Origin of the sequence: Caulobacter sp. SLTY, from assembly GCF_009905535.1 — a bacterium.
GTDB lineage: Bacteria > Pseudomonadota > Alphaproteobacteria > Caulobacterales > Caulobacteraceae > Caulobacter.
Genome location: NZ_JAAALA010000008.1, coordinates 70,095 through 90,774, shown reverse-complemented (window position 1 = coordinate 90,774; position 20,680 = coordinate 70,095). Strand labels below are relative to the sequence as shown.

Sequence of the window (20,680 nt, the reverse complement as noted above, 5' to 3'; positions counted from 1 at the left end):
ACCGGCCTATAGCTGAGCCCCTGGGTAGGACTTTTCGAGGGGCAAAAACATGACGGCGCTGCTGTCCAATTTCCGAAACACCATCATTGTCAGCTCGCTTCTGGCGCTGGTGATGATCTACGCCTTCTTTGCGATCAATCAGGGCACGGCCGCTGATTTCGCCGTTGCCGTGCTGCGGTTCCTGCACGTGTTCTTCGGCATCCTGTGGATCGGCCTGCTGTACTATTTCAACTTCGTCCAGATCCGGAAGATGCCGGACATCCCGGCCGAGCTGAAGCCGGCGGTGTCGAAGTACATCGCCCCCGAAGCGCTGTTCTGGTTCCGCTGGGCCGCCCTGGCGACCTGGGTGGTCGGGGTCTTCCTGGCCTTCCACCGCGGCTACCTGGTCCAGGCCTTCACCCTCGATGCCGGCAACGGCTTCGCCAACAAGGGCATCATGCTGCTGGGCATCGGCATGTGGCTGGCCACCATCATGTTCATCAACGTCTGGGGCTTCATCTGGCCGGCCCAGAAGATCGCACTCGGCATCAAGGAAGGCTTCGACGCCGACCAGAAGGCCGCCGCAGCCAAGAAGGCCATGCTCTTCTCGCGGACCAACACCCTGCTGTCGATCCCGATGCTGGTCACCATGACCATGTATCAGACCATCGTCGGCTAACACCGCGACATCGGTTATGAGGAGGGCCCGCCGGCGACGGCGGGTCCTTTTCTGTTGAGCGCATGACCCAAGACCTCGACGCCAAGCTTTCCGAACAGGATCCCGACCGCTGGCTCTCCAGCCGGTTCGCGGCTGAGCCGTCGGCGCGCGCCGATCTGGTGGCGCTCTACAGCCTCGACAACGAACTGGCCGGGGTAGCCAGGAAGGTCCGCGATCCGCTGGTCGGGGAGATGCGGCTGGCCTGGTGGCGCGAGGCGCTGGAGGGGCTGATCGCCACCGGCGATACGCGCGGCCATTCGGTGCTCGAGGCGCTGAAGGCCGCCGCCTTGCCGATGGACGCTGTCGCCGGCCTGCCCGACCGCTACATCGGCGCCCTGGAGCCGGCGCCGGACGACGAGGGCCTGCTGGCCCGCATCGACGAGACCGACGGCGTGGTCATGGCTCTGGCCGCTCTGCGCCTCGATGCGGCGGCGCGGGTGGAACAGGTGGCCGACGCCGCGCGCGCCCTGACCCTGGCCCGCACTGGCCAGGCCGACCGGGCGGCGGTGCGTGAGGTCCTGCGGCGAGGACAGGGGGCGCTGGCCGCCCTGCCGCCCGCCGCCTTCCCGGCCGTGGCCCATGTGGCACTGGCAAGGGCCTACGCGGGCGGCGGCAAGCCGGGGCCGCTGGGCAAGCGGCTGCGGATCACCTGGGCGGTACTGACCGGCCGGCTCTGACTATTTCTCGGCCGTGTACTTGCCGAGCCAGCCCAGCACCTCGTCGTGCCATTGGACCGAGTTCTGCGCCCGCAGCACCCAGTGGTTCTCCTCCGGGAAGTACAGGAAGCGGCTGTCCACCCCGCGCCGCTGCAGGGCGGTGAAGGTGGCGATGGCCTGGTCGGTGGGGACGCGGTAGTCGCGGCCGCCCTGGATGACCAGCATCGGGGTCTTCCAGGTCTTCACATGGTTGGCCGGGTTGAAACGCTCATAGGCTTCCGGCTGGTCATAGGACGTGCCGCCGTTCTCCCATTCGGTGAACCACAGCTCCTCGGTCGAATAGCCCATGAACCGGGTGTCGAAGATGCCGTCGTGGTTGACCAGGCACTTCCAAGGCTCGGACCAGTTCCCCGCGATCCAGTTGACCATGTAGCCGCCGTAGGAGCCGCCGAGCGCGCAGGCGCGGTCGCCATCCAGGAAGCTGTAGGTCTTCAAGGCGTGGGCCCAGCCTTTCTGCAGGTCCTCCAGCGGCCGGTCGCCCCAGTGCTGGCTGATCGCGTCGGTGAAGCCCTGGCCGTAGCCGGTGGAGCCGTGGAAATCGATCATCACCACCGCATAGCCAGCCCCGGCGTAGGTCTGGGCGTTCCAGCGGTAGTGGAACAGGTTGCCGAACGAGCCCTGCGGCCCGCCGTGGATCAGGAAGGCGACGGGGTACTTTTTCGCAGGATCGAAGTTGGCCGGCTTGACCAGGTAGCCGTGGACCTTCTCGCCGTTCCAGCCGGCGAAGCTGAACTGCTCGTACTCGCCCCAGTCCACGTCCTTCAGCGCCTCGGCGTTGTGGTCGGTCAGGGGCCTGGGCATGGCCTTGGCCTTGAAGTCCTGGACGAACAGCTGGGCCGGCGAGGCCAGTTCATCCTGGCTGTAGACCACCCCGGTCGGCGTCAGGCTGAAGGCGCCGACATGGCCGGCGCCGGTCTTGGCGGTGACCTTACCGGTCTTCGCATCGACGGCGAACAGACGGGTCTGGCCGACGTCCTGGGCCGTGGCGTAGAGGGTCTTGCCGTCCGCCGACCAGGCCAGGGTGTCGGGCGAGCGATCCCAGTCGGTGGCGATCTCGCGGGTCTTGCCGGTGGCCACGTCGCGCAGGACGATCTGCCAGCGGTCGGCCTCGAAGCCGGGCCGCTTCATCGCGCGGTAGGCCATCGTCTTGCCGTCGGGCGAAAACACCGCGCCGGTGTCCCAGGCCTTGTTGGCCTCGGTCAGGTTGACGGCGCCCTGGCCGTCCAGGCCGACCTGCCAGAGGTCGAAATTGGTCGACCAGGCCTCGGTCTTTCCGGCGATCCGCACGGAATAGACGACGGCCTTGGAGTCGGGGGTGAAGGTGAACTCCGAGTCGTCCCCGAACGGCATGGAGGGGGTGTCACCGTCCACGCCCTGGGTCAGGTGGGTCGGCGCACCGGCCACGCCGGAGGCGTCCAGCGGCAAGGCGAAGAGTTGGTTTCGGTCACCGTTGGCCCAGGCGTCCCAGTGACGCACGAACAGCCGGTCGTGGACCTCGCCGGTGGATTTGGGCGTCTCGTCCGGCGCCTGCTTGATGGTGCAGACCAAGGTGGGGCAGGGCGAGCGGTCGGCGACCGACACCACCAGGGTCTTGCCATCTGGCGAGACAGCGAAAGCGCCGACGTCCTTGGCCAGCCTGGTGACCTGGCTCGCCTTGCCCGTAGCGACGTCCAGGCGGAACACCTGGCTCGATCCGCCCACGCGGCCGGAGAGGAAGTAGACCGCCTTGCTGTCGGCCGACCAGCGCGGACTGTTGGCCCCGCCGTCCGAAGCGGCCAGCCGCGTCGGCTTTCGGTCCTTGGCCTTCAGGTCGATCATCCACAGGGCCATCGTGGCATTGTTGGCTTCGTAATCCACGGTGCGCAGCGAATAGACCACCCAGCGGCCGTCCGGCGAGACGCGCGGATCGCTGACCCGGTCGAGGGTGACCATGTCCTTGGCGGTGAAAGGCGCGGCCTGGGCAAAGCCGGAGGACAGCACGGCGGCCAGGGCGGCGCCGGCCAGCAGGCGGAGGGCGGACTTCATCTGTGGACGTTCCCGGAGCGATATCGTTGCGGCGGAAACTAGTCCGTGAGGTCCGTAGGCGCCAAGGCCTACTCCGCCGCCATCGCCCGCGCGCCCAGCCAGGCGTCGAGGTCGTCCAGGGCTCGCTGGCTCATCAGCGCCTTCTTGGCCCGGCCGCGTTCCTTCATCGGCACCTTGTTTCCGGCGGCGTCCTTCTTGGGCGCATCCATGGGCGGCAGCAGGCCGTAGTTGATGTTCATCGGCTGGAACTTGGCCCCGCCTTCAAGAAACCCGCCGGTGATATGCGCCGCCAGGGCGCCCATGGCGGTGGTCGGAGGCGGAATTTCAATCGGCGCGCCGAGCCGCTCGGCTGCGGCCAGCCGACCGGTCAGCAGGCCCAGGGCCGCGCTTTCCACATAGCCCTCAACGCCGGTCACCTGGCCGGCGAAGCGAAGGCGGGTGTCAGCCTTCAGCCTAAGCTTGTCGTCCAGCAGCCGCGGGCTGTTTAGGAAGGTGTTGCGGTGAAGGCCGCCGAGGCGGGCGAACTGAGCGTCCTGCAGCCCCGGGATCATGCGGAAGACCTCGGCCTGGGCGCCGTGCTTCAGCTTGGTCTGGAAGCCCACCATGTTCCATAGCGTGCCCAGCGCATTGTCTTGGCGCAGCTGGACGATGGCGTGGGCCTTCACCGTCGGATCGCGCGGGTTGGTCAGGCCGACCGGCTTCATCGGCCCGTGCCGCAGGGTCTCGCGGCCCCGCTCGGCCATCACCTCGATGGGCAGGCAGCCGTCGAAATAGGGGACGTTCTCCCAGTCCTTGAACTCCGCCTTCGGCCCCTCCAGCAGGGCGTCGATGAAGGCCTCGTACTGCTCCTTCGTCATCGGGCAGTTGATGTAGGCGGCCGCGTCGCCGCCGGGGCCTTCCTTGTCATAGCGGGACTGGCGCCAGGCGATGTCCATGTCGATGGACTCGAGGTGCACGATCGGGGCAATCGCGTCGAAGAACGACAGGCTGTCCTCGCCCGTCAGCTTCAGGATGGCGTCGGCCAGAGACGGGGAGGTGAGGGGGCCCGTGGCGATGATCACGCTGTCCCAGTCGGCTGGCGGCAGGCCGGCCACTTCCTCGCGGACGATGGTGACCAGGGGGTGGGCTTCCAGCTTTGCGGTGACCGCCGCGGAGAAGCCGTCGCGGTCGACCGCCAGCGCCCCACCGGCCGGCACCTGGTGGGCGTCGCCGCAGGCCATGATGATGGAGTCGCAACGGCGCATCTCGGCGTGCAGCAGGCCGACGGCATTGTACTGCCAGTCATCGGAGCGGAAGCTGTTGGAACAAACCAGCTCGGCCAGGTCCTGAGTCTGGTGGGCGTCGGTGCCGCGGACCGGGCGCATCTCGTGCAGGATCACTGGCACGCCGGCGCGGGCGATCTGCCAGGCGGCTTCGGAACCGGCCAGGCCGCCGCCGATGACATGAATGGGATTGGTCATGGCCGGACAGATAGGGCCGATCCCTCAACCCGCAAAATGATTATCGATGGCGTGAGTGGGCCGGCTGTGGTGTCCTTGCGGCAGGACTTTGCCTGGGGAGGCTATACCGATGGCTAAACTTGATATCGCCCAGACCGCCTTCTCGGGCTTTGGTCTGATCCGCCGCGAACCCATTGCGCCCCTGGTCTGGGGTCTCGTCCAGACCCTGCTGGCGATGCTGCCGCTGGTCTTCATCGGACCGGTGCTGCTTGAGATGTTCAGCTCGCTTGCCGCATCGGGCGGAACCGGCGAGCCGGACATGAGCCAGCTCCTGGCGTATCAAGCGCAACTCAACCTGTTTGCCCCGGTGAGCTGGGTGTTGGGACTGCTGTCCTATGGGGTGATCACCGGCGCCACCTTCCGCGCCATACTGAGTCCGGAGGACAAGGCCTGGTTCTTCATGCGCGTGGGCATGGCCGAGGTCATGCTGGTGGTGGTCAGCATCGTCTGGGTGATCCTGCTCGTTGTGGCCATGGTCCCGCTGGGCCTGATCGTCGCGATCTTCGCCTTCATCGGATCGATGGTCTCCGAAGGGGTGGCGATCCTGCTGGGGGTGCTGCTGGGTTTCGTTGCCGTCGGTGTGTTGATCTGGGGCGCCATGCGCACCTCGCTGGCCTTCGCCATGAGCTTCGAGCGTAAGGGGTTCCTGCTGTTCGAGAGCTGGAAACCCACCAAGGGCAATTCGTTCCGGCTGTTCCTGATGTGGCTGCTCAACTTCATCGTGGTGGTTATCCTAAGCTCGCTGGTGATGGGCGTCGTGTTCGGCATCCTCGCCGGCGTGGCTCTGGGCGGTGGTGGAATGGAGGCCTTGATGGCCGAGGACTTCGCGGCCTTCTTCACCCCGGAGCGACTGAGCCTGCTGATCCCGCTAGGGATCGTCGCCATGCTGCTGTCCGCGGCGCTCCAGGGCTATCTGAACGTCCTGCTGATCGCGCCCTGGGCCGAGGCTTATCGCCAGCTGGTCCCGAAAACCGCCGAGGTCTTCTAAGCCTGTCGCGTCGGGGTGGGGTGGTGGCGTAAGCTGCCTCGGCCGGAGGATGAATCGAATCAGCCCCGGCCGGGGATAGATCGGTTCGTATGTCCTTCTCGCCCGTTCAGGCGTCCCTCGAGGGCTTTCGCTTCATTCGTGACCGGCCCCGGCCGGTCACCGTCTGGATGCTCGCCCTGCTGGCGCTGAACCTGGCGGCTACGGTCTTCAACCTCACCCCATGGGCCGGCCGTCTGCGCGACCTTCAGCAGGCGACCGGGATCCAGTGGTCGTGGGAGACGGTCCGCGATCTTGCCATCCACCTGCTGCCGGCCGCCACCATTGCCCTGTTCCTGACCTTTGCCAGCCTGTGCATCGTCGTGCCGTCGATCTTCCGGGTGATGTTGGGCAAGACCGACGGCCCCGTGTTCCGCCTCGGCGAAGACGAATGGCGGATGTTCTGGCTGTTCCTGGCCGTGCTGGTGCTGGTCACACTGGCCGCGGTGCCGACCGGCATCATCTTCGGCTACAGCCGGGTGTTCGCCGCGAACTTCGGCCTGGCCCAGGTGGTCTCGGCCATCACCTCGGTTGCGTCGTTCCTGCTGTTCTGCTGGATCGTCATGCGCTCGTCCTTTGCCGCCCTGATCGAGGTCGACACCCACCGGCTGGACATTCAAGCTTCCTGGCGGCTCACCCGGGGCGCCTTCTGGCGGCTCATGCTGACCGCCCTACTGTGCTTCATCTGGGCGGGTTTGGTGATCCTGGCGGCGCGCGGCCTGTCCTATGTCGTCGGCACGGTGCTCGCCTTCGTGCTCGGCTTCAGCCAGCAGGAGTTCCACGAGTTCCTCTGGCCGAACAACGGCGACCTTCTGGACCTCTTCGGGGCCGGACCGATGATCTGGAAAGTGCTGGCGGCGGCCGAGCTGACCGTCGCCTACTGCGTGGCCTGCGGCGCGCTGGTCTACGCCTACCGCGCCCTGCGCCATCCGGACGAAGAGCCGGTCTTCTCGGATGACGTCTCCAGCTAGTCGTTGGCCTCGGCGCTCGGCCGGGCGCTGACCCGCTCATGCCAAGCCCGCAGGGCGGTGGCGTCCTCTGGCAGCGCCAGGCCGGTGAAGGCCGCGAAGTCCACCGTCGTCTGGGCAACGATGTCGGCCATGGTGTAGTCGCCGCCGGCGATGAACGGTCCGCCCTCGGCCAGCTCCCGATCCAGCCAGCCGCAGGCGCGGGCGTAAAGCTCGCGGTTCGATTCGCCGAAGTCGGTGAACTGGGTCAGCAGGGCGGCGGTCAGCGGATGGGCGTGGCGCCAGAACATCCCCACCGGGGTCATCAGCTGGAACTCTATGCGGCGGATCCACATGTCGATCCGCGCCGCTTCCACCGCATTCCGCCCGAACATCGGCGGATCCGGATGCAGGCTTTCCAAGTAGCGGCAGATGGAAACGCTCTCGGAAATCGCCGTCCCGTCGTCGAGGACCAGGGTCGGTAGCTGGCCCAGCGAGTTGCGGGCCCGGTGCTCCGGGCTCTTGTGCTCGCGGTCGCGCATCTTCACCCGCGTCTCCGGCAGGTCGATGCCCTTCTCGGCCACGAAAATGCGCACCCTGCGCGGGTTCGGCGCCGGGTTGCGTTCGCCGTACAGGATCATTCAGATCAGCTGCAGGGGTTGGTGGCGCAGGTAGTCAGGCCGGCGCGCTGGGCGTCTTCCAGGTTCTGCTTGTCGATCTCGGCCTGCTTTTCCCAGTCGCCCTGGGTGCGGCACACCTTGGAGGGGAAGCGGGTGCCGATGACCGGGGTCTTCTTGCAGACCATGCGGCTCGGGTCCTTCTTGGCTTCCTGCTTCTTGGTGGTTTCCGCCGGCTTGGCGGCCGGTTCGGCGGCCGCCGCCATCGAGGCGGTGGCAAGCGCCGCAGAGGCGAGGGCGGCGAGGATGAGCTTCATGACTTACTCTTCTACGAAGTGGATCGAGGAGTTCCGGCCCCGCCCAGGCGGAACCAGCCAGTGATCAAGGCTAACACGGGGTATGCCGGAGCGCTACAGGCTCCGATTGCGCCTATGCGCCCGGACCCTGGCTGATAAGGTGTCAGGATCACCACTGCACTGGGGAGGGCAGGACCATGTCGCAATTGTCGGTAACCGAGGCGGCGATGAGCGGCTATCGGCTGGCCGTGAAGCGCCCGTTATTGATGCTGGCCTGGGCCGGCATCTCGTTCCTGGCCAGCATCGTCCTTGCGATCGTTGCATTGCTGATCATGGTTCCGCTGGTTGGTGGCATAGCTGGCCTCGGGGAGCTTCAATCGCTCGATAGCGCCGATGGACAGCTGAGCCCGGCTGTCTGGTCGGTGATCCTGCCGGTCTATGGAGTGGTGCTTGTCGTGGCGCTGCTGTGGTCGGCGATCCAGCAGACGGCGGTCAACAGGCTCGTCCTGCGTCCCGAGGACAAGGGATTCGCCTACTTCAAGATCGGCGGCGACGAGTTTCGCCAGATCGCCGTGATGGTCGTCTACTTCCTGCTGTTCATCGGCTGGAGCGCGGTCTGGGCCGGTATCTCCTTCGGGGTCGGTCTGGTCGCCGACGGGGCGGTGGGCGGATTGCTGGGCTTCGTGACCCAGTTGGCGCTCGCCGGGTTGTTCATCTTCCTCGCGGTGCGGCTGTCGCTGGCCAGCGCCCTCACCTTCGACCAGCGTCGGATCAACATCTTTGGGTCCTGGGGGGCCACCAAGGGGCGTTTCTGGCCCATGCTGGGAGCCTACCTCCTGGCCTGGTTGCTCGCGTTGGCGGTGGTCGTGGGGCTCTACATGCTGCTCGGCCTGGTCATGCTGGCGGCGGTCGGGGGCGGCTTTGCCTCAATGGGGAGCGGGAGCGATCCTGAGGCCCTGGCCCGGCTGATGACGCCTACGGTGATCATCCTCTACCTGCTGATTCTGCCGATCTCGCAGATCGCGGGCGTTGTCCTGAGCCTCGGCATCCTCGCGCCGCCGCCGGACATCCAGCGCCAGTTGAGCCCCGCCCTAAGCACCTTCGACTGACGGCGGGCTCTCCAGGCGCTTTTGTCGGGTGACGCGCCTTACACGACCGCGGCAGTCTGCTAATTCAGGGTCAGAGGTCGCCGATCGCCGCGCCAGGAGAGCTTCGATGTCCCAGTTTTCGCCCACCGATGTCGGGCTTGCCGGCTTCAGGTTCGCCCGCGAAAATCTCCGCTCGGTGATCGTCTGGGCGGTGCTCATGCTGGCGACAAACCTGCTGAGCCTGGTGGTTACAGCGGCGATGGCGGGTCCGGCGATGGCGGAGCTCCAGGCGCTGCTCGAGTCGCCTCAGCCGGATATCTCGGCCCTGATGGACGTCTTGCAGAGGCTGACGCCGGCCTCCCTGGTGACCATGCTGATCTCGGCGGTGATCACCGGCGTCCTGTACGCCTCGGCGTCCCGGATGGTGCTGACGCCGGGCGCCGACGGTCCCCTGGGCAAGGTCGCGTTCGGCGCGGACGAGGTGCGCCAGATCCTGCTGGTCATCATTCTGAACCTGATCTTCCTTGGCGTCGTGATGGCGGCGGGCTTCCTGGTCGGCATCCTCGCGGTGATCGGCGGCGTGGCGGGCGGGGTGTTGGGCTCCCTGCTTGCGTTCCTCGCGGCTATTCCGGTGATCATCTTCCTGTCCATCCGCCTGTCCCTGGCCGCGCCCCTGGCTTTCGAGACCCGGCGCATCGCCCTTCGGGACGCCTGGGACATGACCCGCGGCCATTTCTGGAACCTGTTCCTCGCCTATCTCATCGCTGGGGTGATGGGGATCATCGTCTGGGTGCTGGGCCTGGCCGTGGCCGTGGGCGTGGTCAGCGTGGTGTTCGGGTTCAACGGCCTCGCCCAGGCTTCCGCCCCCGAGATGAGCTCGGTCGCCGCCCTGTTCACTGGTCCGCTGCTTGTCTACCAGGGGCTGATGGCCGGCTTCCTGGCCCTGGCCTACATCAACATCCTGACGCCCGGACCGGTCGTCTATTCCCAGCTGAAGGCCCGGCCCGGCGTCTTCGACTGATCAGGCCCGCTTCTTGCGCCGCTCGGCGGCGCGGTCGCGGTGGCGCTGGAGCAGCTGGTCGAGATAGCGGCCGGTCCAGCTTTCCTTGACGCCGGCCACCTGCTCGGGCGTGCCGACAGCCACGATCTCGCCGCCGCCGTCTCCGCCCTCGGGGCCGAAGTCGACCAGCCAGTCGGCGGTCTTCACCACGTCCAGGTTATGCTCGATGACCACCACGGTGTTGCCCTGGTCGACCAGCTCGTGGAGCACCTCCAAAAGCTTGCGCACGTCCTCAAAATGCAGACCGGTGGTCGGCTCGTCGAGGATGTAGAGAGTCCGCCCGGTCGCCCGCTTGCTGAGCTCCTTCGACAGCTTCACCCGCTGCGCTTCGCCGCCCGACAGGGTGGTGGCTGACTGGCCGACCTGAACATAGGTCAGGCCGACACGCTTCAGCGTCTCCATCTTGTCGCGCACCGGCGGCACGGCCTTGAAGAACTCGGCCGCCTCCTCGACGGTCATGTCCAGCACGTCGCTGATCGACTTGCCCTTGAACAGGATTTCCAGGGTCTCGCGGTTGTAGCGCTTGCCCTTGCAGACGCCGCAGGTGACGTAGACGTCGGGCAGGAAGTGCATCTCGATCTTGATCAGTCCGTCGCCCTGGCACGCCTCGCAGCGGCCGCCCTTGACGTTGAAGCTGAAGCGGCCGGGGCCGTAGCCGCGGGCCTTGGCCTCCGGCAGGGCGGCATACCAGTCGCGGATCGGCTGGAAGGCGCCGGTATAGGTGGCCGGGTTCGAGCGCGGGGTGCGGCCGATCGGGCTCTGGTCGATGTCGATGACCTTGTCGAAGTTCTCTAGCCCTTCGATCTTCTCATGCGGGGCGGGGGCGTCCGAGGCGTTGTTTAGCCGCCGGGCGGCCGCCTTGTAGAGGGTCTCGATGGTGAAGGTCGACTTGCCGCCGCCCGACACCCCGGTGATGCAGGTGAAGGTGCCGACGGGGATTTCCGCCGTCACGCCCTTCAGGTTGTTGCCGGTCGCCCCGACGACACGCAGCACCCTCTTCTTGCTGATCGGCCGCCTTTTCTCCGGCACCTCGATCTCGCGCGTGCCGACCAGATACTGCCCCGTCATGCTGTTGGGGCTGTTCATCACGTCCTGTGGCGTGCCCTCGGCGCAGATCTCTCCGCCGTGGATGCCGGCGGCGGGACCCATGTCGATGACATAGTCCGCGGTCAGGATCGCCTCCTCGTCATGCTCGACGACGAGCACGCTGTTGCCGAGGTCCCGCAGCCCCTGCAGCGACTGCAGAAGCCGGGTGTTGTCCCGCTGGTGCAGACCGATGGACGGCTCATCGAGCACGTACAGCACGCCGGTAAGGCCCGATCCGATCTGGCTGGCCAGCCGGATGCGCTGGCTCTCCCCGCCCGACAGGGTGCCGGAGGCGCGCGACATGTTGAGGTAGTCCAGCCCCACATCGACCAGGAACCGCAGGCGGTCGTTGATCTCCTTCAGGATCCGCCGGGCGATCTCCATCTGCTTGTCCGACAGCTGGCCTTCGAGGCCCGCGAACCAGTCCCGCGCCGGTCGGATCGCCAGGCCGGAGATCTCGGAGATATTCTTGCCCGCGATCTTCACCGCCAGCGCCTCGGGCCGCAGCCGCGCGCCGCCGCAGGCCTCGCAGGGGGTATCCGACTGATAGCGCCCCAGTTCCTCGCGCACCCAGCTGCTGTCGGTCTCCCGCCAGCGCCGCTCGAGGTTGGGCAGCACGCCTTCGAACGGTTTCACCACCTCGTACTTGCGGGCGTTGTCGTCGTAGACAAACTTTATCTTCTCGGTCCCGGTACCATACAGCACCACCTCATGGGCCTTCTCCGGCAGCGAATGCCAGGGCTTGTCCATCGAGAAGCCGTAGTGCAGCGCCAGGGCCTGCAGGGTCTGGGTGTAGAGGGGTGAGGGCCCCTTGGCCCAGGGCGAGACCGCCCCCTTGTGCAGGCTCTTGTCCTTGTCCGGGATCACCATGTCGGCGTCGAAGGCCAGCTTGGCCCCCAGCCCGTCACAGACCGGGCAGGCGCCCGCCGGGTTGTTGAATGAGAACAGTCGGGGCTCGATCTCCGCGATGGTGAAGCCGCTGACCGGGCAGGCGAACTTCTCCGAGAACAGCAGCCGCTGCGGCTCCTTCTCGCCCTCCTTCACATCCGCCCATTCGGCCACCGCCAGCCCGTCGGCCAGCCGCAGCGCCTGCTCCAGGCTGTCTGCGTAACGGCCCTCCAGGCCCGGCTTGGTGACCAGCCGGTCGACCACCACGTCGATGTCGTGCTTGTACTTCTTGTCGAGCTCCGGGACATCCTCGATGGGGTACAGGGTCCCGTCGATCTTCAGCCGCTGGTAGCCCTGCTTGCGCCACTCGGCGATTTCCTTGCGGTACTCGCCCTTCCGGTCGCGCACTACGGGGGCCAGCAGATAGATGCGCTCGCCCTCGGGCAGGGCGGTCAGCTTGTCGACCATCTGGCTGACGGTCTGGCTCTCGATGGGCAGGCCGGTGGCCGGCGAATAGGGAACCCCGACCCGAGCCCACAGCAGGCGCATGTAGTCGTGGATCTCGGTCACCGTGCCAACTGTGGAACGCGGATTGCGGCTGGTTGTCTTCTGCTCGATGGAGATGGCCGGCGACAGACCCTCAATCTGGTCGACGTCCGGCTTGCTCATCAGCTCCAGGAACTGGCGGGCATAGGCCGAGAGGCTCTCCACATACCGGCGCTGGCCCTCGGCATAGATGGTGTCGAACGCCAGCGAGCTCTTGCCGGACCCCGACAGCCCGGTGATCACCACCAGCTCGCCGCGCGGAATATCGACGCTGACGTTTTTCAGATTGTGCTCCCGCGCGCCGCGCACGCGGATGAAGTTCAGCTGCTCTGCCATGATGTCCCGAGAACGCAGTAGCCGGCCCGATGGGTCACGGCGCAACGGCAATATGTAGTGTTCAGGGAGTCGGATAACACAAGAACAAGATGCGAACAAACGTCACGCGGGCGACTTGTTGCCAACCTGTGGCAGCAGGGGTCACTCCGCGTCGAGGAACTTGCCGGCCGGATAGATCAGCCGGCAGCCGTATTCGGCCTCCGTCCCGGCCGCGGCGGTATCCTGCCAGCAGGCATCGAGACCGTCGGTGTTCTCCTTGGGCCGGGTGGTGAACCGCCAGGTCGCGGTCCCGCGCACCTCCACGAAGGTGGCCTTCTCCGGCAGGGTCCCCAGCTTGTCGTAGAACCGCTTCGCCGGCGCCCCGTGGCAGCGAATGATCAGATAGCCGTTCTGCGCCCCCAGCGTGCCCTTGGCGGTCCCATCGGCCAGGCAATCGCTGAAGAAGACGGCGTTGGCCGGCGCTGGCTTGTCCCGTGTTGGATCGAGTTTCGGCTCCTCCTTGAGGGCGAACAGCAACAGTGAGATGGCGAGCAGTTCGATCACGGTGGCCTCCAGCCTTTAGGACAGCCTCCCGCGCCGAGCATCGGCTCGCAAGCCTCAAGCCGCCCGCACCACCGAAAAGGTCGCATTGGCCCGGGCGCAGGGCTTGCCGTCGGCGGTGACGAAGCACTGGGCGAAACAGATCGATCGGCCGACCTTCACGAAGCCTGTCGTGAACTCCAGCCACTGGCCGACCTTGGCCACCCCGACGTAGTCGGTGGTCATGCTGGCCGTAAGCAGGCCGCTCAGCGAGCCCGGCTCCGCCTGCTCGACGCAGGACAGGCCCATGGCGTTGTCGGCCATTGCTGCGATCAACCCGCCATGGACCAGACCCCGGCTGTTCACGTGCGCCTGGCCGGCCCGCAGGCCGATGATCACCGCCTCGCCAGGGACTCGCCGGCTATAGATCGGCTCCCAGGGATCGGTGAGCCCGCTCTTGCGGAAATGCGGTTCGAAGCCTTCTGGCGTCATCGGTTCAACTTTCATTTAGACCGGTCTATATAATTTCTGAGAACATCGAGGGCCGCAACCCATGTCCGCCAAGCCGAAGCATCGCGAGGCCATAATCGCCGCCGCCGTGCGCCTGTTCCGCCGTCAGGGCTTCGCCGCCACTGGTCTGGCTCAGATCGTCGAAGCCAGCGGCGCCCCGAAGGGCTCGCTCTACCACTACTTCCCGGCCGGCAAGGCGGCGATCGGGACTGCGGCTATCACCGCCGCCGGCGAGAGGGTCGCGGCAACGATCGCCGCCCTGCCGCATGGGGAGCGGCCCGGAGATTTTCTGCGCGAGTATGGTCGGCTGATGGGCGGCTGGCTGCGGGCCTCTGGGTTTCGCGACGGCTCGCCCATTGCCTCGACCGTGTTGGAACAGGCGGCCCAGGACGACGCGATCGCGGCTGCCGCCCGGACGGTCTACGCCTCGTGGCGAGAGGCCATGGCGTCCCGCCTCAGCGCCGCCGGCCTGCCGGACGACGCCGCCGATCGCATCGCGCTGCTGGTGATCACCAACATGGAGGGCTCGCTGATCCTGGCCCGCGCCGAGCGGTCCGAAGCGCCGGTGCTGGCGGCGGCTGAAGCCCTTGCCGCGCTTGCCGACGCGAGCCGCTGACGTCTGAGGCCCCGACTAGACCCGGTCGATCCGCGCCGCGAAGCAGCCCCGCCGGGCGTAGTGGGCGTGCAGGTAGGCGGTGCGGTTGTCTGCCAACAGGCGTTCGATCAGCGGCTTGGCCTCCACCCCCTCGACCACCTCTGCGTCGATCATCATGTGGTCGCCGTCGAAGGCGCGCAGCGACAGCAGCCGCCGCGCCAGGGCCGGCGGCAGTTCGCCCTCGAATACAGCCGGGGCCTCGGCGGCCTCGCGAATGAAGATGGCATGGCGCGAGCGGTAGGGGGTGTCGGCGTCCTGGTGCTCGAAATTGAGCAGCAGAACCGTCTCCCCGACCTCGGCGTCGTCCAGGGTGACGCGGCAGGGCGCGGCCGGGTTGGCCTCGACGGTCTGGCGGACCACACCCTGGCCGGTAAGGGCCGAGTTGGAGAGGCCAAACAGCGGTCGGAAGAGTTCTGGCGACAGGCCGGTGACGCGGAAGGACATGACGGGCTCCTCTGTGGGGTTCTGAGAGCATTTCTGCCGCCGCCACTCCGGCCTGAAACTCCGCGGCTTGCTCGGCAATCGTTTGCGCCGCCCGGCCGCGGACCCTATATCGCCGCCACAGTCGGCATAGGGCCGCAGGCAGTGGAGAGCGCCTTGATCATCGCGACGGACCCCCGTTTCGCCCAGAACGCCTCCCTCGCCGTGAGTTCCCATGTCCGCCCTGATCACCCTGGATTCCGTCTCCGCCGCCTCTCCTGATGGGCGCACCCTCTTCGAAAACCTGACCCTGGCCGTCGGGCCTGAGCGCACCGGCCTGATCGGCCGCAACGGTGTCGGCAAGACCACTTTGCTGCGGCTGATGGCCGGTGAGGCGGCGCCGCGCGCCGGCGAGGTCGCCATCCGGGGCAGGGTCGCCATGCTGCGCCAGACCCCCTTTCTTGGTCCGGACGACCGTTTGGCCGATCTTCTCGGCGTCGCGGCTGCGGTCGACCGCCTGGCCCGTATCGAAGCGGGAGAGGGCAGCGAGGCCGACTTCGCCGACGCCGACTGGACGCTGCCCGCCCGGCTGGATGCGGCGTTGGCCGAGGTGGGATTGGACGGCCTGGATCTGAACCGGCCGGCCGTTTCGCTGAGCGGCGGCCAGGCGACCCGCGCCGCTTTGGCCGCTCTGTTGGTGGCCGAGCCGGACGTGATCCTGCTCGACGAGCCGACTAACAACCTCGACGCCGAGTCTCGCGCGCTGGTCGGCGAGATCCTGCGCCGCTGGCGCGGCGGGGCGGTGGTGGTCAGCCACGACCGCGCCCTGCTGGAGGGCATGGACCGTGTCGTTGAACTCTCCGGCCTCGGGGCGGCCGTCTATGGCGGAGGCTACAGCCTCTACGCCGACCGCAAGGCCCAGGAAGCCGCCGCCGCCGAGCGCGATCTTGCCGCCGCTCAGCGCGATGCCGCCCGCGTTGACCGCGAGGCGCAGGCCGCTCGCGAAAAACAGGATCGCCGCGACGCTGCCGGCCGCAAGTTCGCCGCGAAGAAGAGCGAGCCGAAGATCCTGCTCGGCGCCATGGCCGAGCGGGCCCAGAACAGCGGCGGGCGAGGCGAGCGGCTGGCTGAACGCCGCCGAGACGCCGCCGCCGAGACCCTGGCCGATGCGCAGGGCCGGGTCGAACGCACCCGCGCCCTGGCCTTCGACCTGCCGCCCAGCGGCCTGCCGACGGGCCGACTGGTGCTGGAACTCGATGACCTCGCCTTCGCCTGGCCCGGCCAGCCGCGGCTATTCGAAAACCTCTACCTGCGCATCGCCGGCCCCCAGCGGATCGCGGTCACCGGCCCAAACGGCTCGGGCAAGACCAGCCTGATCCGCATCGCCGCCGGCAAACTGGACCCCACCGCCGGGACTGTCCGGCGCGGCGTCCCGGCCCTGATGCTCGACCAGCGGGCCGCCATCCTGCGCGACGACCAGACCATCCTCGTCAACTTCCGTCGCCTGAACCCCGCCGCCGACCGGAACCGCGCCCAGGCCGCCCTGGCCCGGTTCCTGTTCCGCAACACCGCAGCCGACCAGATGGTCGGCTCGCTGAGTGGCGGCGAGCGTCTGCGCGCGGCCCTGGCCTGCGTCCTGCTCGGCGACCGCCCGCCCCAGCTGCTGATCCTCGACGAGCCGACCAACCACCTGGACCTCGCCTCCATCGAGGCCATCGAGGCGGCCCTGGCCGGCTATGACGGCGCCCTGCTGCTGGTCAGCCACGATGAGGCCTTCCTCACCGCGGTGGGCGTGGACAGCCGGCTGGCGCTCAACTGACAGGCAATTGGCCGGGCCGATCTCGCCGCCAGCGCGCACGGACTGTCACTGTTCGATGGCCCGTGTTACCTCAGCGCCCGGGACGGGGTAAGCGGTGGCGGGGGGATTCGTCGCCGATCCCTTGCCGTATCACCGCCACAGGACCGCGCTAAAAGGCTGTCCATTCCGCCGGATAGAGGGGGGCTGACATGATGGGATCGCGCTTCACCCGCCTCGCCGGTGACCGGCCGGTAGCCTCATGAAGACGCTGGCGGTTCTCTCCCGCAAGGGCGGCACGGGCAAGACAACCGTGTCACTGCACCTGGCGGTGGCCGCCTGGCTCGGCGGACGCGGCGTGCTGCTGGCCGACTGCGACCGCCAGGGCTCGGCTTCCGAATGGCGGCGTGAGCGGCGCATCGGCGGGCCCGTGGTGTTCGGCGCGAAGTCGCCCGCCCTGTTCGCCACCCAGCAGGCCGCGCGCCGCGCGGGCCGCGACCTGATGATCGTCGACACCAGTCCCAGCGCCAGCGAGGATCTGGCCGACGCCGTCCGTTGCGCCGACTTCTGCCTGATGGTCCTGCGGCCGAGCTTCCTGGACGTGCGGGCCGTCCGCGAGACCGCCGAACTGGTCACCCGCTTCGGCAAGCCGGGGGCCTTCGTCATCAATCAGGCGCCCCCGCGCCGGGGCGGCCGCGAAATGGCCTGCGTCGGCGACACCGTGGCCCAGCTTTCGACCATGGGCCGCCCGATCCTGCCTATCGGCCTGCGCGCCCGCATCGCCTACCAGCAGGCAATTGGCCTTGGCCTGTCGGTGCAGGAGGCCTCTCCCGGCAGCGCCGCGGCGCAGGAGATCGGCGGGCTCTGGCGAGCGGTCGAAGAGCAGATGTGGCCCGTGCCGGTCGAGGTCGAGGAAGCGGTCTAGGCGCTTCGGTTCAAAGTGACCGACCGCGCGTCGCCGGCGACCGCCGTCGCCCCCGGGCCGTAGCCCGTGCCGCTGCTGCGCTGGCTGACCACCTCTTCGGCGATGGCCTTGACCAGGCCCTCGGTCACCGTCCGCGCCGCTTCCAGCGCCCGGCCCTGCCGCGCCAGCACCGCGTCGAACGCCTCTGTCGCCCGCATCAGGGCCACGCGGCGCTCCAGGGTGGCGCCCTCTATCAGGGCGGGCTGGCTCCGTACCCGCGCCGATTCATGGCGGTAGAGATTGGCCAGGCGCGAGGTCTCTTCCAGCTGGCCCGCGGCCTCCTGCGGCCGGCGGCGCTCGAAGGCGCTGGCCTGGTCGGCGATCAGATTGGTCAGCCGCTCCGTCAGGATGATCAGTTGGTCGACCCGCTCGGCAGCGTCGCGCGCATCAAGCGCCATGGGGAACCTCTTCCTGCAATCCTTGAAGCTTCAGCATCTCGCGCTCGACCGGCCCGGCCAGGCCGATGCCGCCGGAGCGGCTCACCTGCTTGGCGACCGCGTCGGCGAAGAACGATTTGAACATCTCTTCCCCCTGGCCGCCGCCGAACGGCGCCTCGGTCCCGACGTCCTTGAACATCTGGGCGAACATCACCGACAGGAAGCTGGCCTCGTAGGCCTGGGCGGTTTCCTTGACCTTGGCGCGGGCCAGGGTCTGGGCCTGCTTCTGCGCCAGCAGCACATCGACGGGTGGGGCGACGGCCAGGGTGGGGGTCATCAGATCACCTCGATGTCGGCTTGAAGGGCGCCGGCCGCCTTGATCGCCTGCAGGATGGAGATCATGTCGCGTGGGGTGACCCCCAGGGCGTTCAGGCCCGACACCAGGCTGGACAGTGACGCCCCGCTCTTCAGGGTGATCAGCTTGCGCCCCTTCTCCTCCTCGACCCCAACCTGCGACTGCGGCACGGTGGTGGTCTCGCCCCGGCTGAAAGGCGCCGGCTGGCTGACCGCCGGGGTTTCCTGGACACTGATCGTCAGGTTGCCCTGGGCGATGGCCACGGTGGAGATCTTGACGTTCTCGCCCATGACGATGACCCCGGCCACTTCATCGATGATCACCTTGGCGCCGTAGTCCGGCTCGACCGTCATCCCCTCGACGGCGGTCACGAAGGCCATCACCGAGGCGCCCTGCGGCGGGGTCAGGGTGATGATCGACGGGTTGTTGGCGTAGGCGGTGTTCGGATACTTGGCGTTGATCACGTCCGCGATCCGCCGGGCGGTGGTGAAATCCGGATTGCGCAGGGTCAGGCGGATCTGGCTCATGCTGCGCATGTCGAAGCCGATCTCGCGCTCGATGATCGCCCCGCCGGCAATGCGGCCCGAGGTCGGCACGCCCTTGGTCACCGACGAGCCCGAGGCGCCGGAGGCCGAGATCGATCCGGTCTGCACGGTTCCCTGCGCCACCGCATAGGACTGGCCGTCTGCCCCGATCAGCGCGGTGACCACCAGGGTTCCGCCCATCAGGCTCTTGGCGTCGCCCATCGAGCTGACGGTCACGTCGATCGGGGTGCCGGCCGCCGCGAACGGCGGCAGCTTGGCGGTGACCATCACCGCCGCGACGTTCTTGGAGTTCAGGTTGGCGTCGCGGATGTTGACGCCCAGCCGCTCAAGCATCGCCTCCTGGCTCTGCTTGGCCTGGGGCGTGTTGCGCATGTTGTCGCCGGTGCCGTTCAGGCCGACGACCAGGCCGTAGCCGACCAGGGCGTTTTCACGCACTCCTTCGACCTCGACGATGTCCTTGATGCGCGACCCGGCCAGGGCCTCGCCGGAGACAGCGAGGGCCAGGGCCAGGACAACCGCGGAAATCAGACGCTGCATGAAACTCCACCCGGTGCGCATTTCACGCATGGGTGTGCGAAAACCGGGCCAGTCGGTTTCGTGAGGTAAATCAGAGGATTACGCGAACAGGTGACGCGGTCGCGGCAGAAATTGCCCGGCATTAACCATACCGCAAAGGCTGGCGGTGGAGATTCGTCGTCGAGATTTGGAGTGGTCGTCGATGAAGGTTGGGGGTTCCAGCGGGGTGACGTCGAACGGCGGGGCAGGGCGCGCGCGTCCCGCGGCCGGCGGCGGCTTCAACCTGCCCGGCGTGGGCGGGGCCGGCGCCGCGGCACCGACCGCCCGCGCGACCGGGGTGACAGGCGTTGCTTCACTCGACGCCCTGTTGGCCCTGCAGGAGGCGGAAGGCCCGCTGGAACGCCGCCGCAAGGCCATGGGCCGGGCGGGGCGGATTCTGGATGTGCTGGAGGACCTCAAGCTGGCGGTGCTCGACGGCGAGGTGTCGTCGGGCCACCTCGACCGCCTGCTGCGCGCCGTCCGCGACCAGCGGCAGGGCACCGAGGATGACCGCCTCGAGGGGCTCCTGAACGAGATCGAGACGCGGGCCGCCGTGGAACTGGCAAAGCTCCAACGGGCGAAGATTGCGGCATGAACGCGCGCTGAACGCGAGCTTCATTGTTTGCGCGACCGCTTTTGCTATAAGGCCCCGCTCGCTGTGAGCGGGGTAGTGGGGCGTGAGGCGTCAATGACGACGGCTACGGTTCTGAAGGTAGTGTCGGACTATCGTCCTTCCGAGGACGAGGAGTTCATGAACGAGCGTCAGCTCGAGTATTTCCGCAACAAGTTGCTCGGCTGGAAAGAGGACATCCTCCGCGAATCTCGCGAGACGGTGGCCATCCTCCAGAAGGAGACTGAAAACCATCCTGACTTGGCCGATCGCGCCACTTCGGAGACGGATCGGGCTCTTGAGCTGCGCACGCGGGATCGCCAGCGGAAGCTGATTTCCAAGATCGACGAAGCTCTTCGTCGCATCGAGGACGGCTCCTACGGCTATTGCGAGGAAACAGGCGAACCCATCGGACTGGCGCGTCTCGACGCCCGGCCGGTCGCCACCCTCAGCCTGGAAGCCCAGGAGCGGCACGAGCGCCGCGAACGGGTCCACCGGGACGACTGATTGCCTTACCCGCCCGGTCATTGACCGGGCGGTTCTGTTTTCC

Annotated in this window: 22 protein-coding genes; 11 read left to right on the top strand and 11 right to left on the bottom strand. The window is 67.5% G+C overall.

Annotated features, from left to right (window positions below):
- Positions 1 to 49 precede the first annotated feature (49 nt).
- Both GVN21_RS06620 and GVN21_RS06615 read left to right on the top strand, forming a co-directional pair.
- Positions 50 to 658 carry a urate hydroxylase PuuD gene (locus tag GVN21_RS06620; RefSeq protein ID WP_166573928.1) on the top strand — a complete coding sequence of 203 codons (609 nt, stop codon included), beginning with the start codon at positions 50 to 52 and terminating at the stop codon, positions 656 to 658.
- A 62-nt stretch (positions 659 to 720) separates the two neighbouring features.
- Positions 721 to 1,374 (top strand): squalene/phytoene synthase family protein, encoded by a 654-nt coding sequence (locus GVN21_RS06615; RefSeq protein ID WP_166573927.1) that lies wholly within the window; start codon positions 721 to 723, stop codon positions 1,372 to 1,374.
- Here the strand turns inward: GVN21_RS06615 and GVN21_RS06610 are convergent, their stop codons facing one another.
- Together GVN21_RS06610 and trmFO are read right to left on the bottom strand one after the other, a co-directional pair.
- On the bottom strand, positions 1,375 to 3,438 hold the full coding sequence (locus tag GVN21_RS06610; RefSeq protein ID WP_166573926.1) for a S9 family peptidase: 2,064 nt from the start codon (positions 3,436 to 3,438) through the stop codon (positions 1,375 to 1,377). It lies immediately after the preceding gene.
- A gap of 68 nt (positions 3,439 to 3,506) precedes the next feature.
- Positions 3,507 to 4,898, bottom strand: coding sequence for a methylenetetrahydrofolate--tRNA-(uracil(54)-C(5))-methyltransferase (FADH(2)-oxidizing) TrmFO (gene trmFO, locus GVN21_RS06605; RefSeq protein ID WP_166573925.1), 1,392 nt, complete (start codon positions 4,896 to 4,898; stop codon positions 3,507 to 3,509).
- A gap of 109 nt (positions 4,899 to 5,007) precedes the next feature.
- Here trmFO and GVN21_RS06600 point away from each other — a divergent pair, with 109 nt between their 5' ends.
- Positions 5,008 to 5,925, top strand: coding sequence for a hypothetical protein (locus tag GVN21_RS06600; RefSeq protein WP_166573924.1), 918 nt, complete (start codon positions 5,008 to 5,010; stop codon positions 5,923 to 5,925).
- An 89-nt stretch (positions 5,926 to 6,014) separates the two neighbouring features.
- A complete protein-coding gene (locus GVN21_RS06595; RefSeq protein WP_166573923.1) occupies positions 6,015 to 6,932 on the top strand; it encodes a hypothetical protein in 918 nt (305 codons plus the stop codon).
- Here GVN21_RS06595 and GVN21_RS06590 read toward each other — a convergent pair.
- Both GVN21_RS06590 and GVN21_RS06585 read right to left on the bottom strand, forming a co-directional pair.
- Positions 6,929 to 7,549, bottom strand: coding sequence for a glutathione S-transferase family protein (locus GVN21_RS06590; protein WP_166573922.1), 621 nt, complete (start codon positions 7,547 to 7,549; stop codon positions 6,929 to 6,931). The genes GVN21_RS06595 and GVN21_RS06590 overlap by 4 nt on opposite strands.
- Positions 7,550 to 7,554: 5 nt before the next feature.
- Positions 7,555 to 7,842, bottom strand: coding sequence for a hypothetical protein (locus GVN21_RS06585; RefSeq protein WP_166573921.1), 288 nt, complete (start codon positions 7,840 to 7,842; stop codon positions 7,555 to 7,557).
- A 176-nt stretch (positions 7,843 to 8,018) separates the two neighbouring features.
- On the opposite strand from GVN21_RS06585, the gene GVN21_RS06580 reads away from it, so the two are divergent.
- Together GVN21_RS06580 and GVN21_RS06575 are read left to right on the top strand one after the other, a co-directional pair.
- The gene (locus tag GVN21_RS06580; RefSeq protein ID WP_166573920.1) at positions 8,019 to 8,930 is read left to right on the top strand and encodes a hypothetical protein; all 912 of its coding nucleotides are present in this window, start codon (positions 8,019 to 8,021) and stop codon (positions 8,928 to 8,930) included.
- Between the two features lie 106 nt (positions 8,931 to 9,036).
- Positions 9,037 to 9,930 (top strand): hypothetical protein, encoded by an 894-nt coding sequence (locus GVN21_RS06575; RefSeq protein ID WP_166573919.1) that lies wholly within the window; start codon positions 9,037 to 9,039, stop codon positions 9,928 to 9,930.
- Here GVN21_RS06575 and uvrA read toward each other — a convergent pair whose 3' ends face one another.
- The 3 genes from uvrA to GVN21_RS06560 all read right to left on the bottom strand — a co-directional run bounded on the left by uvrA (position 9,931) and on the right by GVN21_RS06560 (position 13,851).
- The gene (gene uvrA, locus GVN21_RS06570) at positions 9,931 to 12,825 is read right to left on the bottom strand and encodes an excinuclease ABC subunit UvrA (RefSeq protein WP_166573918.1); all 2,895 of its coding nucleotides are present in this window, start codon (positions 12,823 to 12,825) and stop codon (positions 9,931 to 9,933) included.
- A gap of 141 nt (positions 12,826 to 12,966) precedes the next feature.
- A complete protein-coding gene (locus GVN21_RS06565; RefSeq protein ID WP_166573917.1) occupies positions 12,967 to 13,368 on the bottom strand; it encodes a hypothetical protein in 402 nt (133 codons plus the stop codon).
- A gap of 54 nt (positions 13,369 to 13,422) precedes the next feature.
- A complete protein-coding gene (locus tag GVN21_RS06560) occupies positions 13,423 to 13,851 on the bottom strand; it encodes a PaaI family thioesterase (protein WP_240902785.1) in 429 nt (142 codons plus the stop codon).
- Between the two features lie 46 nt (positions 13,852 to 13,897).
- Between GVN21_RS06560 and GVN21_RS06555 the strand changes: the two genes are divergently transcribed.
- Positions 13,898 to 14,470 (top strand): TetR/AcrR family transcriptional regulator, encoded by a 573-nt coding sequence (locus GVN21_RS06555; protein WP_166573916.1) that lies wholly within the window; start codon positions 13,898 to 13,900, stop codon positions 14,468 to 14,470.
- 15 nt (positions 14,471 to 14,485) lie between these two features.
- Here the strand turns inward: GVN21_RS06555 and GVN21_RS06550 are convergent, their stop codons facing one another.
- Positions 14,486 to 14,953 (bottom strand): DUF1203 domain-containing protein, encoded by a 468-nt coding sequence (locus GVN21_RS06550; protein WP_166573915.1) that lies wholly within the window; start codon positions 14,951 to 14,953, stop codon positions 14,486 to 14,488.
- Positions 14,954 to 15,164: 211 nt separating this feature from the next.
- On the opposite strand from GVN21_RS06550, the gene GVN21_RS06545 reads away from it, so the two are divergent.
- Both GVN21_RS06545 and GVN21_RS06540 read left to right on the top strand, forming a co-directional pair.
- Positions 15,165 to 16,748, top strand: coding sequence for an ABC-F family ATP-binding cassette domain-containing protein (locus tag GVN21_RS06545; RefSeq protein WP_166573914.1), 1,584 nt, complete (start codon positions 15,165 to 15,167; stop codon positions 16,746 to 16,748).
- A gap of 238 nt (positions 16,749 to 16,986) precedes the next feature.
- Positions 16,987 to 17,649, top strand: coding sequence for a ParA family protein (locus GVN21_RS06540; RefSeq protein WP_166573913.1), 663 nt, complete (start codon positions 16,987 to 16,989; stop codon positions 17,647 to 17,649).
- Here GVN21_RS06540 and GVN21_RS06535 read toward each other — a convergent pair.
- The 3 genes from GVN21_RS06535 to GVN21_RS06525 are packed head-to-tail and all read right to left on the bottom strand — an operon-like array spanning position 17,646 to position 19,502.
- Entirely contained in the window at positions 17,646 to 18,086 is a 441-nt protein-coding gene (locus tag GVN21_RS06535) for a flagellar basal body protein (RefSeq protein ID WP_166573912.1), read from the bottom strand. The genes GVN21_RS06540 and GVN21_RS06535 overlap by 4 nt on opposite strands.
- A complete protein-coding gene (locus tag GVN21_RS06530; protein ID WP_166573911.1) occupies positions 18,076 to 18,402 on the bottom strand; it encodes a rod-binding protein in 327 nt (108 codons plus the stop codon). Before GVN21_RS06530 ends, GVN21_RS06535 begins: the two co-directional genes overlap by 11 nt.
- Positions 18,402 to 19,502: a flagellar basal body P-ring protein FlgI gene (locus tag GVN21_RS06525; protein WP_240902784.1), complete on the bottom strand. Its 1,101-nt coding sequence runs from the start codon at positions 19,500 to 19,502 to the stop codon at positions 18,402 to 18,404. The genes GVN21_RS06530 and GVN21_RS06525 overlap by 1 nt, the downstream gene beginning before the upstream one ends.
- Positions 19,503 to 19,683: 181 nt before the next feature.
- Here GVN21_RS06525 and GVN21_RS06520 point away from each other — a divergent pair, with 181 nt between their 5' ends.
- Both GVN21_RS06520 and dksA read left to right on the top strand, forming a co-directional pair.
- The gene (locus GVN21_RS06520) at positions 19,684 to 20,115 is read left to right on the top strand and encodes a flagellar assembly protein FliX (RefSeq protein WP_166573910.1); all 432 of its coding nucleotides are present in this window, start codon (positions 19,684 to 19,686) and stop codon (positions 20,113 to 20,115) included.
- A gap of 93 nt (positions 20,116 to 20,208) precedes the next feature.
- On the top strand, positions 20,209 to 20,637 hold the full coding sequence (dksA, locus tag GVN21_RS06515; RefSeq protein ID WP_166573909.1) for an RNA polymerase-binding protein DksA: 429 nt from the start codon (positions 20,209 to 20,211) through the stop codon (positions 20,635 to 20,637).
- The last annotated feature ends 43 nt before the right edge of the window (positions 20,638 to 20,680 follow it).

What these genes read in the sequence shown, in the direction of transcription:
- GVN21_RS06620 (WP_166573928.1), top strand. Translation starts at nt 50, where the DNA reads ATGACGGCGCTGCTGTCCAATTTCCGAAACACCATCATTGTCAGCTCG.
- GVN21_RS06615 (WP_166573927.1), top strand. Translation starts at nt 721, where the DNA reads ATGACCCAAGACCTCGACGCCAAGCTTTCCGAACAGGATCCCGACCGC.
- GVN21_RS06610 (WP_166573926.1), bottom strand. Translation starts at nt 3,438, where the DNA reads ATGAAGTCCGCCCTCCGCCTGCTGGCCGGCGCCGCCCTGGCCGCCGTG.
- trmFO (WP_166573925.1), bottom strand. Translation starts at nt 4,898, where the DNA reads ATGACCAATCCCATTCATGTCATCGGCGGCGGCCTGGCCGGTTCCGAA.
- GVN21_RS06600 (WP_166573924.1), top strand. Translation starts at nt 5,008, where the DNA reads ATGGCTAAACTTGATATCGCCCAGACCGCCTTCTCGGGCTTTGGTCTG.
- GVN21_RS06595 (WP_166573923.1), top strand. Translation starts at nt 6,015, where the DNA reads ATGTCCTTCTCGCCCGTTCAGGCGTCCCTCGAGGGCTTTCGCTTCATT.
- GVN21_RS06590 (WP_166573922.1), bottom strand. Translation starts at nt 7,549, where the DNA reads ATGATCCTGTACGGCGAACGCAACCCGGCGCCGAACCCGCGCAGGGTG.
- GVN21_RS06585 (WP_166573921.1), bottom strand. Translation starts at nt 7,842, where the DNA reads ATGAAGCTCATCCTCGCCGCCCTCGCCTCTGCGGCGCTTGCCACCGCC.
- GVN21_RS06580 (WP_166573920.1), top strand. Translation starts at nt 8,019, where the DNA reads ATGTCGCAATTGTCGGTAACCGAGGCGGCGATGAGCGGCTATCGGCTG.
- GVN21_RS06575 (WP_166573919.1), top strand. Translation starts at nt 9,037, where the DNA reads ATGTCCCAGTTTTCGCCCACCGATGTCGGGCTTGCCGGCTTCAGGTTC.
- uvrA (WP_166573918.1), bottom strand. Translation starts at nt 12,825, where the DNA reads ATGGCAGAGCAGCTGAACTTCATCCGCGTGCGCGGCGCGCGGGAGCAC.
- GVN21_RS06560 (WP_240902785.1), bottom strand. Translation starts at nt 13,851, where the DNA reads ATGAAAGTTGAACCGATGACGCCAGAAGGCTTCGAACCGCATTTCCGC.
- GVN21_RS06555 (WP_166573916.1), top strand. Translation starts at nt 13,898, where the DNA reads ATGTCCGCCAAGCCGAAGCATCGCGAGGCCATAATCGCCGCCGCCGTG.
- GVN21_RS06550 (WP_166573915.1), bottom strand. Translation starts at nt 14,953, where the DNA reads ATGTCCTTCCGCGTCACCGGCCTGTCGCCAGAACTCTTCCGACCGCTG.
- GVN21_RS06545 (WP_166573914.1), top strand. Translation starts at nt 15,165, where the DNA reads ATGTCCGCCCTGATCACCCTGGATTCCGTCTCCGCCGCCTCTCCTGAT.
- GVN21_RS06540 (WP_166573913.1), top strand. Translation starts at nt 16,987, where the DNA reads ATGAAGACGCTGGCGGTTCTCTCCCGCAAGGGCGGCACGGGCAAGACA.
- GVN21_RS06535 (WP_166573912.1), bottom strand. Translation starts at nt 18,086, where the DNA reads ATGGCGCTTGATGCGCGCGACGCTGCCGAGCGGGTCGACCAACTGATC.
- GVN21_RS06530 (WP_166573911.1), bottom strand. Translation starts at nt 18,402, where the DNA reads ATGACCCCCACCCTGGCCGTCGCCCCACCCGTCGATGTGCTGCTGGCG.
- GVN21_RS06525 (WP_240902784.1), bottom strand. Translation starts at nt 19,502, where the DNA reads ATGCAGCGTCTGATTTCCGCGGTTGTCCTGGCCCTGGCCCTCGCTGTC.
- GVN21_RS06520 (WP_166573910.1), top strand. Translation starts at nt 19,684, where the DNA reads ATGAAGGTTGGGGGTTCCAGCGGGGTGACGTCGAACGGCGGGGCAGGG.
- dksA (WP_166573909.1), top strand. Translation starts at nt 20,209, where the DNA reads ATGACGACGGCTACGGTTCTGAAGGTAGTGTCGGACTATCGTCCTTCC.